Here is a 12,205-nt window from a genome sequence, read left to right as displayed (position 1 = left end):
GAGAAGGTAAGCGCGCTCCGTGCGCTAACCGTCCCTGGCTTGTTCTGCCGTCCGGGGGAAAGCTGAGGGTCCCGCCTGACGCCGATGTGCGTTCATTCTGTTTCCCCGTTATTTCTGCCATTTCGTAGATCTTTAGGTGCTCAATCGAGCATGTGGCGTTCTACGCGTCCTCTCATCGTCTCTATCGACGCGCCTGATTCGAAGCGTAGTTCGGACGAGGCGCGCCATCCGCGCATGCCGCGTCGATGCGCTGCAGCGGCTGCAGCCCCTTTTGCTTCTTGCGCTCCGGCAGGGAGTAGGGAACATGACATACCGACGATTCGTCCTTGCCCCACCTGACAGTCAGTTCGCCCTGCGACTCCAGGCCGCGCGCGAGGATCTTGCCCATCTGGCCGACCGAGCCGACTTCTTTCCCGTGCTCGTTGACCACCGTGGCGCCAAACGGGAGCGGCTTGCCATTCGGCCGCCGGGGCTGGATCAGCGCCGAGCGCCCGGACTCGGTGGCAAATTTCACCATCGGGACGGATCCCGCCAGCGGGGCCACGCGCTGGCTCGTTTCCTTGAGCTCAACGTCGGTCGACAACCCCTTCGGGTCCAGCTCGATCATATTCATATTGAACGGCGTGAGATACGGCACGATCGCGTAGCCCCGGCTATCGACCCGCACGCCCGAGGCATTCGTCACGCGCGCGCCCTCCGCTCCCTGTGCTTCGACGATCGCGAACGTTTCCGAAAGCGGCTGCGACAGCGTGATCCCGCCGGGATGCGCGACCATGGCGCCGCGTGCGGACACGGACGCCTGCTGGTAATCCGCGCCGCCGCTGACGCTGGCGCTGAGTTCGGCATTCGGGGCGCGATACGTCACGTTGGCGCCGCCATTGGTCGTCGAACTGCCGTTGCCGTTCGCGTGATTGGCGTTCAGGCCGTAGGAGAAATTGTTGTCCACGCCGGCCGCACCGGAGACCGCCGTTTGCAGCTGGGTGCGCCCGGCGGTGTCGTACATCATGTTGCCCGACATCGTCACTGGCATCTTCCCGCCCAGCGGAATCGTCAGGCCGACGTAGTACAGCGTGCTCATCTGGCCGCCCGAGTTGCGCTGGCGCGTGGCGGAAACACTGTAGCCAAGATTCTTGTAGGCGTTGCTGTAGCCCACCGAATAACTCACATCCGAGCCGCTGCGGTTCCAGTACGTCGCCGTGGATGCGGTGGCACTGATATTGCCGCCGCGCTCGCCGAGCCGCTGGTTGAGTGTCAGCGATGCACGATTCCGTTGCCGGTAGACCGTGTCGATGGAGAGACCGCGTTCGGCCTGCTCGCGGGCGAGCATGGCGTCGTTGAGCCCGAAGTAGCCGGCCGTCGAATAGCGGTAAGCCGCGATCGAGACGTTGGTGCCGGTCGCCACCACGTTTTTTGCATAGCTCACCCGCACACTGGAGCCATCGAAGCGCTTCACGCCCGGGATCGAGGTGCGGGCCTGCGTGACGTCCGCCCCGAGCGCGCCGTACGAGGTATTCAACACGCCGCCGGCCATCACGGAGACGTAGCCTTCGGCCACGGTGATACCGCCGTATCCGGTCAGCAGGTTGGTGAAACCGTGCTGCCAGGTGCCCTGGGTGAAGAGTGGATTCTTCGAGCTCTGCTGATTGCGCACCGTGCCCGCCACGACACTGTAGCGGCTGGTGCCAGGACGCAGCGAGAGCGGCACCGCCGCATAGGGCACGGAGAACGAATGCACGGAACCATCCGCTTCCGTGACGGCAACGTGCAAGTCGCCGCCGTATCCGGTCGGGTAGAGATCGTCGATCTCGAACGCACCCGGTGCGACCGTGGTTTCGTAGAGCTTGACGCCGTTCTGCGAAATCGAGACCTTCGCGTTGCTGTTGGCCACGCCGCGCACGACCGGCGCGTAGCCGCGCAACGATTCCGGCAGCATCCGATCGTCCGTGGAGATGCGCACCCCGCGGAACTGGGTGGAGTCGAACAGATCGCCTGAGGTATAGGACTCGCCGATGACGAGCTGCGACGACAATGACGGCAGGTTACGCTGCAAGTAGGTGGCGACGTTCTGGTACTTCTGGCGCCCTTTGTCATCCAGGCTGTACGACCCGTCGTGACGGAAATGCCAGCTCCCCAGGTTGGCGCCCACGTTCAAGCCCAGATATCCCTGGGTCTGTGCGTGGCTGCCCTGGCTCTTGGCGCTGTAGACGTTGGCGTTGTAGCCGAGCATGCCGACAGGGACGCCGGCCTCCCACTGGTCTGGGCTGACGTAGCCGCGCGCGTTACGAACCAGCGAAATCTGCGGAATGCTGAGATTGAGGCGCTGCTCGCCGAAGTCGAAACTGGAGCTGGCGTCCGGAATGGCTTGCCCGAGGCGTACGCAGGCATCCGGCTCGGCGAAGGAGGCCTTCACATGGTGAGGCAGCTTGCCAAGATTGACCCCGGCCTGCTTCAGCAGCGCTTCATTGAAGCAAGGCTGGGCATCCGCCGTGCCGGCAACGGCCTTGAACGGCACACTGGCGCGCCCCACCCAATTTTGATCGACATAGATATCGACACTGTACGTTCCGGGCGTGACGATATTGCTGCGCTGGAACTTAGACAGATCCACGCTGCCGCCGCTGTTGTTGAGAAAGCCGCTCTCGAACTCAAGTGGCGTGGACTGGATCTGCGCGATTTGAAACGCCTCCGGCGTGCTACCGTCCGCGTTCGCATTGCTCTGCCAGCCGGCCAGGCTGGTCAGGAGCAAAGCGCATATTGGCCGCAACTGCGGCATGTGGCCAATATCGGATTTCAGACGCTGAATCGGCGGCATACAAAACACTCCGGGAGTAAATCGTCAGGCGATCATGGATCGGACCACGCCATCGGATCTACGGTCCGACCTTGCCACCCGACATTGGTACGTGGCGCACGGATGCGCAACGCTTACTTGTGTGAGATTTCTGTTGGCCCAGCAGTGAAGCTGGTCAGGGTGCGCTTACCGCGCTAACCGGCTACGTTAGTGCCGCGTGTCGATGGCGACGGACATTTGCGTATTCTTGCCGCCGCCCCAATCGTCGATGCTGCTGTAGTCGACCGTTGCATCCGCGGCGGGCATCGATTCCAGCCCCTTGATCAGGAATGTCTGCGATGCGCCGGGGCGGACATAGCCCATGCCTGCATCGAACGTCTTTCCACCCATCTTCAACTGGACACTGCCGAGGCTGACAACAAAGGGGCTTGGGTTGACGGCCTTCAGGACATACTGGTTAGCTTCCGGGCCGCTGGCGATGTGCCACTTGAGCAGTGCCGGGGCGTCCTCGGCCTTACCCGGCAGGCCGGCCGGCCGGTACATCAGTTTGATCCGAGTGCGAAAGGCAACCTGAAGGCGGTTGCGCTCGTCGTCGGCGGTTGGCTTCGGGGGGACGTCCAGTACGTTGAGCCAGAACAGCGATTCCTTGTCGGTCGGCAAGGGCTCATTTGTATAGATGATGCGCAACGTCTGGCCTTTGCCGGGCTCGACGCGGAACATGGTCGGGGTGAGCGTGAATGGCACGTCGATCTTGTCAGGTGAATCATTTTCGTTCCCGGTATCGATCCACGTCTGTACCAGGGAAGGAAGGCGGCCATCATTCGTCACCTTGAGGGTCACCTCGCGCTCTTCGGCGGGAAAGATGACGCGCGTGCCTGACACGACAACGGCTGCGGTGGCCGTTGTCGCGATCGATGCGGACACAATCGATGCGGACACAATCGCCATCACCTTCGATAACTTCGACTTCGGAATGTTGAGGGTCATATGAGTATCCTTTGCGTTAATACCTCCTGTCGCAAGCCACCGGCCGATACCGGCCGGATGGCTTGCAAGCTGGTACGATCAATCCCCGGTGATCAGAGATCCGTCTTTGCGCTTAGGGGTACATCAGGGTGTATTGCACGAACGAGTTCGCGGTACCCGCGGTTGCCAGGCCAGTCGCCGTGTATTCGGCGGCGTAGCTCATATTCGCGACACCGGTCTTGCTATCGATGACCACGGTCTGCGAGTTCTGGTCGGCGCTGGCCGCACCTACCTTGATCGGCATGGACTGATCGTTCAGGATGCCGATTTCCACGTTGGACGCGGCGTCGGTGCCCTGCAGCTTCAGACGGCCGGTGCTGGCGTTGACGGTCGTGCCGGGTTCGAAGGAAACAGAGACCTTCGTGGGCGCGCCTTCAGTGACGGCGCAGCCCGTCAGCGAGAGGACGAACGGCGTGCGGCCGGCAGTGGCGCCCGCCTTGGCCAGCGTGGTGGTGCTCACGCGCGGCAGGGCCACGGCCAGATCGTTGGTGCCAGCGTTGATCTTGCAGGTGGAGGCGATCACGCTGCCGGTGAATGTGATGGTGCCGTCAGCAGCTTGTGCCGAGCCAGCTGCGGTCATCAGGCCAGCCGTTGCCAGGGTGATTGCCAGAATTTTCGATTTCATTTTCAGATTTCCTCTCGGAGGTTGTTAAAAGTAAGCTGCTAGGGTTGCTTGATATGCATGGCCACTCGGCAATATCGCGAGTGAATGGCTTTGCATTCATGCAAGGGTTGAGGCTGCACACTCTTTCATGAGTGATTACCTCGGTACTGAGTGCCTCACAGCCGGTACTGTGGGCGACCCGGTATCAGGGAAGCCAGCCAGAAGATGGCGGGGAGCCGCTGCGAATGCAGTTCATCAATGCTGGCTATGACTAATGTCATTGCCATACTTGATGAGATCGACATTGCTCTTGATTCCGAGCTTTCGCATGGCGCTCATCTTTTGGCAGCTGATTGTCTGCTTGCCCTTCTTGAGGAGGACTGCGATTTCACCGACGGTCAAGCCCGATATGTAGAGGCGCATCACCTCGGTTTCGCGGGCAGAAAGCGGTTGTGACCGATCGATGTTGGACTGCAAGCAAGCTAGCGCCAGGCGGACCCGTGGAGAAATATATTGCCCGCCAGACGCGCTGACATGAATGGCAGTGATTACCTCTGTTGCATCGTCATGCCGACCCACGATAGCGGAAACGCCGAGGGCCAGAACAGACTTGATGATGGCGGGCTGCTTGTGCCTGGTCAGTACAACAATCTTTGTATTCGGGTGAAGGCGGCGAAGGCGGGATATATAAGACAGCCCGTCGCCGGATTCGCCTCCACGAATGGAGTAATTAGTTACGATGACATCGCAATTGATGTCGGACAAAGTATTGAAGAGTTCAGCTGACGATTCACATGACGCCAGGACGTTTATCGTAGAAATTGAATTTAGTGCGCATTTCAAGCCATCCAGTATCAATGGAGTGTCGTCGGCTATCACCACGTTTATATTTAATTTACGCATATTAACCATGGCCCCTTTGTTTGCTGATTGTCTGGTTATCCCCTATAGCGATTGTGGCGTGTGGAGTTGCAATATGTGTATCTTGTACGATTCTTGGTCCGAGATACATAGGACATGTACGAAATTTTCAGGGCTTAATAGGACAAGTCCTAAATTTAACAATTGTTGACACTTTTCATCCCGCAGGGTCACAGACCGGAATTCCATCAAACCTTCATCTGCGCCCTGGCATCTCCGGCGATGTCAGGGCGCGCTGTGGCGCGGGTTTCAGGGCGTTGATCCGTGTTGCGGGCGCTACATAACAGCGCGCAAGTGGCCGTCTTGGCAGGCTTGCGTTTCGCTGTGCCCATGGGGCTGGCGCTTGATCCAGGCGCAAGGATTGCTGGCGGGGCGGCCGCAGCGAAGCGTTCAGGGCGGTTCATGAGGCAAAGCCTTGTTGTGGCTGATGAGAGCCGGGAGGCGATCAGGAAAGGCAGGGCGTGTGGCTGCTTATGCAGAAGCCACCGCGAAAACGACAGCGCTAGCGCCAAGGGGGAGGCCACACCACGGATCGCCACAAATCACCACGAGCCGCTTCCGTTCAATGGTCAGAACGACGAGCGGCAACCGTAGGCGACGCTAAGTGACCCTAAGTGATGGTAGGCGCAGCGCCATGCGCCGGATCAGCTTGCGGAGAAGAAGCGGACGATGGCGTCTCGCTGGATGGCGGGCGATATCAGGAAGCCTTGCGCCCTGTGGCAGCCAAACTCCTGGAGAAGCCGTAGTTGGGCTTCGGTCTCCACGCCTTCTGCCACAACGGTCAGGCCCATCTTGCGCCCAAGCTGCACCACGCTCGAAAGGGCGGCACGGAAGGCATCGATCATGATGGCGTCCTTGATCATGGACCGGTCCAGCTTCAGCTCCGTGAAGGGCGTTGCCACCAGTCTGTAGAACGAACTGAAACCGCTGCTGAAATCATCCTGGGCCAGGCCAAAGCCGTGCATGCGCAGCCGGCATGCGCCCGCGTAGTAGTTGCTTTCCTGCGCCTCCATGGAGTCTTCGGTCAACTCGAAACAGATACGCCGTGGATCTCCCTTGGCCGCTGTTACCTGCGCATGCAATCGATCGGGAAGATCCGGGTCGTCCAGCAGTTTGGTCGTGAGATTCACGGAGACGGCAATATCGTGGCCGCAGGCCTTCCATTCTCGTTGTGCGGCTAGCGTCTGCGCCAGCATGGTCTGCAGCAAGCAGGCCTCAAGCCCCTCGCGCTCGATGGCGGGCAGGAAGGCACCGGGCAGCAGCAGCCCGAATTTCGGGTGTTCCCAGCGCACCAGCGCCTCCGCCGCATGGCCCAGGTCGTCAACCAGCGCGTACTTTGGCTGGAACCAGGCTTGCATTTCGCCGTTTTCCATGGCGGCGATCAGGGTATCGCGGTGAAAATCCGGGGTGTTGCCGGGACGGGCGGGACGTACGCGCTTCACGCTCTCGCCGTACGCGCCAAGCGCGGCATGCACGCCTTGCTGGGTGAGTGGCTTCGGCAAGGTAGCCATTACCGCGATGCCCAGCGACTCGGCGACCTTGCGGGCGCCGACCAGTATCGGCCGTGGCGCGGTGCTTGTGATGACCAGCGCCGGTGCGATCGCAGACGTAGGCAGGCTCTGGATGATCTGGATGCCGTCAACGCCGGCGATATTGAGGCCGGTGACAACCAGGTCGAAAGTGCATTCGCCCAGGCGCTGCAAGGCTTTGGCTCCGTCGGTATAGCCTTCCACATGATGGTCGCCCTGACAGGCGAACATCTGCATCGTGGTGGAGAGGTGCAGCGGATTCTCTTCCACGACCAGGATGCGGTGACGGCTCGCGCTGCCCGGGCCTGCGGGCTGATCGTGGGCGCGCGCGCCACAACCGTGCAATGGGGTGCCATGGAGTTGGGCTTGTTGCAGAGCGAGGGTGCTGAGAGATCCTTTCATACCGACAGGATAAAAGGATGGCCGGCATTAAAGAATAGGACGAGTCTGAATCTAGCGGTTAGAGCGAAAGAAATCGACGCGCCAGCCATGCCCGGCTGGCAAGCGAGGGGGCATCGGCAGGGATCGTATACCATTGATATGGTCTACTTCGCACTTATAGGCGGGAAAGTGATCGAAGAGTATCATTGCGACCGAGGTTGAAAACCCTGGCGCGGTGTGGACCAAGAACTGTTGGTGGTGACGTCGCTATTTGCCATTCGCACCTTGGGGTCTTGTGCAATTTTCTACAAGCGTGGGCTTGATGGATGACTTTCATTTGCGTGTCATGGTGGCGGACGATCACCCAGTCACGTTGCTTGGCATAGCCCATTCGCTGCAGGGGGCCGGTGGCATCGAGGTAACCGGGACAGCCTCGGATTCCACGGAACTGATCGATGCGCTCGGCAAGCAGCCGTGCGACGTTCTGGTGCTCGACTATGTCATGCCGGATGGTAAGTACGGCGAYGGACAGGCACTCATCTCGATGATCTTGCGGCGCTTCCCCGAGGTGCGCATCGTGACCATCACCATGGTGGACGATCCCGCGGTGCTGCGCGCCATCCAGACGCTTGGCGTGACCTGCATACTGAGCAAGTCCGATGCCATGGCGCATATCGTCACCGCTGTGCATGCCGCCTATACCGGTGGGCAATACGTGTCGCCCACGGTTGCGTCCTTGCTCGAAGATCAGGAGGACCCTGGCGCCACGCGCAGGCTGAGTGTCCGGGAGGCGGAAATCGTGAGATTGTTCCGGGCGGGCTACAAGGTGGGCGAGATTGCTGCCCAACTGCATCGTAGCAAGCAGACCATCAGCGCGCAGAAGGTTGCGGCAATGAAAAAGCTCGGGGTCACGCGCGATGCGGACCTGATCCGCTACAGCGGCAACGAGACGCAGCCGGAGCCGGAAGGCGGCCAAGAGGAAGCATGACGCCGGCGCGCCCCCCGGCACGCTCTGCCGGGCTGTGCGCCTGATAGATCCAACATAAGCAGAATGATGTCGACTTCGCCGTGAAACTGAAGCCCCTTGTCAGGCACCGCATTTCCCGCGGCCGCCGCGACTTCAATCCTGAGTTGATGAAGCGGTATCAGCTTACCCTGCTGTATGGCGGTGGCGCCGCAATATCGGCCTTCATCCTGCTGTGTTCGGTGTTGGCCTTGTGGATGGCTGCCAGTGACTACAATGCGGCGGCACGCGCTGGCTTTCTGACGCAGGAATCCAGGCTCCTGGTCAGCATGACAGGGGCCGGCGCGGTCTTGAAGCGGGGCACGGGCTATGCGGAAGGCGTGTGGGACCGCCAGGCGCTGCCGTCGCCAGCCTTGCGTGAACAGTACCTTTCCAATCATGGYCAGCTGCGGATCAGCCAGGATTCGGGCCGCCGGGTCTATGCCGTGGCCACCGAGGTCAGCGACGCCCGGCCCGCGTCGAGTTTCTTGCCGCTTCTGGCCATGGTGGAGAAGCAGCTCAAATCCAGTGTCGTGCTGACGCGCACGCCCGAGCTTTCCGCGAACACGTATTTCCTTTCCGTGCAAGGGGATTTCCTGGCCACGCTGCTCCGGTCGGGAAGCGGCTACGGTGTGCCGGCGTCCCGCCTGCCCGATGCGCTCAGATTGTTCAAGGAGACCTGGCCAGACATCGTCAGCCTCACGCAGGCTGCGGTAGCCCATCCCGAAGCCACGCCGGCGGACGTGATCTGGATGGCGCCGCAATTTGATCCGCTCTCGGGCGAGCTGGTGGTCCGCTTCGTGCAGTTCTTGTTTGACAGCGATCACAGGCCGCTCGCCATTGTCGTTGCCAACAGGCGTCCAGGCCGGTTCCTGAATGGCCTGCAGAATCCGGAGGAGGGGGGCGAATTTGCCATTCTCGACGGGCACGGCAAGGTGCTGTTGACGCCTGACGGCGAGCGCAGCGCCTTCATCAACCGTGTGGCAGCCACGCAGATCGCTGCGGCGCGGCCGGGCGTGCAACAGACCTTCAAGGATGGCATCTTCAAGATCAGTGACCGCCTGCCGGGGACGGACTGGAGCCTCGTCTACGCTTATACGCCTTACACGATCCTGGCCGGCCTGAAGTACCGCCTGCTGACGATCAGCGCCCTTGCCCTGGTGGGATGGCTGTTGCTGTGGGTCCGCATTGTCATTTTTCGCCGCAAGATCCTCCTGCCCTCGTATGCGCGCGCGGTGCGCCTGAAGGAAAGCCAGAAGCTCAACCGCGCGCTGATCCATACCGCGCCGGTGGGCCTCAGCCTGCTTGCGCAGGCCGATGGCAGCGTGATCGTGGACAACAATGTGATGGCCCGCTATGCCGAGCAGGTTGGCGAGCCGCCGCTGAACCAGCGCATGTGGGAACTCTATCAGCGCGCGTCGGCAGCGCGTGCGGACCGGCCGAACAGGAACCGGCCGTTGCTCGGCCAGGAGCTGACCATCGGGGCGGGCACGCAGGCCATGACGCATCTGCTGGTGAACTTCACCCGTGTCATGTATCGAGGCGAGGCGGCTCTGCTTTGCGCGCTGCTGGACATCAGCGCGCAGAAGAAGACGGAGCAAAAGCTCAGGGAGGCGCGCCAGGCGGCGGACCAGGCCAACAAGGCCAAATCCACGTTCCTTGCCACCATGAGCCACGAAATCCGTACGCCGCTGAATGCGATGATCGGCTRCCTGGAACTCATGGGGCGCTCGCCATTGTCTGCCGGCCAGCGGCGAAGGCTGGAGATCGTCGAGTCGTCGTCCGCTTCGCTGCTTCGCATCATCAATGACGTGCTGGACGTGTCCAAGGTMGAAGCGGGGCAGCTGACATTCGAATCCATTCCTTTCCGTTGCGACCAGCTGCTGCAGAATGTGCGCGACACGTTCGCGCCGCTTGCGGAGGCCAAAGGCCTGGCGCTGACTTGTGACATCTCTCCCGATGTCGGCGGCTACTTTCTTGGCGATCCGACCCGGATCCGGCAGGTGATCGCCAACCTGGTCAGCAACGCGATCAAGTTCACGGAATCCGGCCATGTGGCCGTTCGCGCCGCCTTTGTGCCAGACAACGAAAGATCTGTCGTGCAGTTCGATATTGCGGATACCGGTATCGGGATGGACCCGTCCGCCGTGCCAACCCTGTTCGCGCTCTACACGCAGGCTGACAGCTCCATCCATCGGCGTTACGGTGGCACCGGCCTCGGGCTGCCGCTGTGCCAGCGCATTGTGGAAGCAGCGCAAGGGCATATTTCGGTCGAATCCACGCCGGGGCAGGGCAGTACCTTCACGGTCAGGTGGCCATTGCAACGCACGGAATCGCCCCTCCAGGGCGCACAGGACAGCGGAGCGGCGTCGGCCAAGGCATCGGACGCTGCAAGCGCGGTGGAGTCCAGTGACGGCGAGCCGCCCATCCAGGTGCTGGTCGCGGAAGACCACCCGGCAACCCGCGCCATGCTGGCCGATCAGTTCKAGCAACTCGGCTTTGACGCGACGATTGTCGAGAATGGCGCGAAGGCACTGGAGGCGCTTGCGCAAAGGCAATATGACGTCGTGCTGACGGACATCGGCATGCCGGTGATGGATGGCTATGCCCTGGCCTCGGCCATCCGGCGGCAGTATCCAGGCCTGCCTGTCGTGGCGATGAGCGCGCATAGCACACCGGAACAGGCGCATCGCAGCCTGGAAGCGTCCATTTCCACGGTGTTGGTCAAGCCCTTGCCGCTCGCGGTGCTGGGGCGCGTTCTGAGGTCGCATGCGGGTCGAAGCGCGCCGAGAGAATCCGCTAGTGACAAGACATTGCCGGAGTCGCTGGAATTGCCGGAATTGCCGATCACCCCTCAGGTGTGCGAGGCGATGCACACTGCCACGCGGGAGACAATGGCGGCGATGACGGAGGCCTTGCCGGCCGGCAACGCCGATGCAGTCCTCAATGCATTGCACTCGCTGAGCGGAGGCTTCGCACTGGTGGGAAATGCGACCCTGGCGGAACTATGCATCGGCCTGCAGCAGTTGGTTAGAAGCGAGGGGCTCGAGAGCTTTCAGGGGCTATGGCCAGCGTTCCAGCAGGAAATAGAAGAGGCGCTGGGGGCGTTGAAAGCCTGAAGCCGGTCATCGCGGCTGCTTGCGAATGCAGCCGCGGCAAATCGGCTCGGGATGCGCACTCGATCATGGGTGGCTATTGCGCTACCATAGGCAGCTTTTTCATGTTCTGAAAAGAGCTGGCGGCCCAGTCGGCAGACGTTTGCCGGGTCATGCTCCCCGCTCTTTCAGCACCCCACTTAAGGATACTTTCATGTCGCTTCGCCTGTTTCTCCGACGCGCGCTGCTCTGCGCCGTCACGCTTGTTCCGGCCGCGCCGGCTCTCGCCTATTTCGACACGTTCATCCATGGCACCGTGATCGGGAGCATGAGCCAAAAGGAAGCGGCCGCACTATACAAGGCGGTCAGCAAGACGCTGGACGATGGCACCGACGGTGCTGTGGTGCCCTGGACCTACCCAGCGTCAGGAAAGCGCAAGCCGATCGAGGGAAATCTAACGCCGATGAACGGTAAGACCGACAAAGGCCAGTCCTGCCGCCAACTGAAGCTTCAGTTGAAACGCGCCGACCAGGAAGACAACTGGACCGGCTGGTTCTGCAAGCAGGGCGACGGGCGCTGGCGCTCGCGCAAGCTCAGCGACGGTTGAGCACCTGTCGGGTTCGCTGTCCGCATTGACGCCGTCGGGCATATTTCGCGTCGTTGGCCAACCGCCTTCGCGATTTGAGGGGGCGGTTTTCCAACACGAGGCGATGCCCCGGCTCATCCCCGATCCGTAGCCACACAAGATAGAAGAAGTGCCTGTMAAGGCATGCCGCCCCAAACGCGCTTGGTCGATTTTCGCGCCAAAAGTGCTCGCCGGCTGCGCCGGAACCAATAACTTCCCTTCCGCATAGC

8 protein-coding genes are annotated in these 12,205 nt (G+C 61.3%); 3 read left to right on the top strand and 5 right to left on the bottom strand.

Translation table 11 applies throughout. From position 1 onward, the window contains the following. Positions 1 to 181: 181 nt before the first annotated feature. The 5 genes from AC1DS3_RS27035 to AC1DS3_RS27015 form a co-directional block, all read right to left on the bottom strand. Positions 182 to 2,812 carry a fimbria/pilus outer membrane usher protein gene (locus AC1DS3_RS27035; RefSeq protein WP_441632033.1) on the bottom strand — a complete coding sequence of 877 codons (2,631 nt, stop codon included), beginning with the start codon at positions 2,810 to 2,812 and terminating at the stop codon, positions 182 to 184. Positions 2,813 to 2,998: 186 nt separating this feature from the next. Then, positions 2,999 to 3,778 (bottom strand): fimbria/pilus periplasmic chaperone, encoded by a 780-nt coding sequence (locus AC1DS3_RS27030; protein WP_441632035.1) that lies wholly within the window; start codon positions 3,776 to 3,778, stop codon positions 2,999 to 3,001. 112 nt (positions 3,779 to 3,890) lie between these two features. Next, positions 3,891 to 4,442 carry a fimbrial protein gene (locus AC1DS3_RS27025; RefSeq protein WP_441632037.1) on the bottom strand — a complete coding sequence of 184 codons (552 nt, stop codon included), beginning with the start codon at positions 4,440 to 4,442 and terminating at the stop codon, positions 3,891 to 3,893. Between the two features lie 234 nt (positions 4,443 to 4,676). After that, on the bottom strand, positions 4,677 to 5,333 hold the full coding sequence (locus tag AC1DS3_RS27020) for a response regulator (protein WP_441632039.1): 657 nt from the start codon (positions 5,331 to 5,333) through the stop codon (positions 4,677 to 4,679). A 653-nt stretch (positions 5,334 to 5,986) separates the two neighbouring features. After that, positions 5,987 to 7,141 (bottom strand): EAL domain-containing response regulator, encoded by a 1,155-nt coding sequence (locus AC1DS3_RS27015; RefSeq protein WP_441632041.1) that lies wholly within the window; start codon positions 7,139 to 7,141, stop codon positions 5,987 to 5,989. A 433-nt stretch (positions 7,142 to 7,574) separates the two neighbouring features. On the opposite strand from AC1DS3_RS27015, the gene AC1DS3_RS27010 reads away from it, so the two are divergent. The 3 genes from AC1DS3_RS27010 (at position 7,575) to AC1DS3_RS27000 (ending at position 11,957) form a co-directional block, all read left to right on the top strand. Next, complete coding sequence (locus AC1DS3_RS27010) at positions 7,575 to 8,240, top strand: response regulator (protein ID WP_477109561.1); 666 nt, start codon at positions 7,575 to 7,577, stop codon at positions 8,238 to 8,240. A gap of 80 nt (positions 8,241 to 8,320) precedes the next feature. Next, positions 8,321 to 11,374, top strand: coding sequence for an ATP-binding protein (locus AC1DS3_RS27005; protein ID WP_477128319.1), 3,054 nt, complete (start codon positions 8,321 to 8,323; stop codon positions 11,372 to 11,374). A gap of 190 nt (positions 11,375 to 11,564) precedes the next feature. After that, positions 11,565 to 11,957 carry an RT0821/Lpp0805 family surface protein gene (locus AC1DS3_RS27000; protein ID WP_441632047.1) on the top strand — a complete coding sequence of 131 codons (393 nt, stop codon included), beginning with the start codon at positions 11,565 to 11,567 and terminating at the stop codon, positions 11,955 to 11,957. Positions 11,958 to 12,205: the final 248 nt, after the last annotated feature.

The sequence above is a fragment of the Cupriavidus sp. 01L46 genome (assembly GCF_056399905.1).
The sequence above is the reverse complement of the archived record's forward strand: the minus strand, read 5'-3'. Positions and strand labels throughout refer to the sequence as shown.

Coding starts and splice junctions, on each gene's coding strand:
- AC1DS3_RS27035 (WP_441632033.1), bottom strand. CDS start 2,812: ATGCCGCCGATTCAGCGTCTGAAATCCGATATTGGCCACATGCCGCAG.
- AC1DS3_RS27030 (WP_441632035.1), bottom strand. CDS start 3,778: ATGACCCTCAACATTCCGAAGTCGAAGTTATCGAAGGTGATGGCGATT.
- AC1DS3_RS27025 (WP_441632037.1), bottom strand. CDS start 4,442: ATGAAATCGAAAATTCTGGCAATCACCCTGGCAACGGCTGGCCTGATG.
- AC1DS3_RS27020 (WP_441632039.1), bottom strand. CDS start 5,333: ATGGTTAATATGCGTAAATTAAATATAAACGTGGTGATAGCCGACGAC.
- AC1DS3_RS27000 (WP_441632047.1), top strand. CDS start 11,565: ATGTCGCTTCGCCTGTTTCTCCGACGCGCGCTGCTCTGCGCCGTCACG.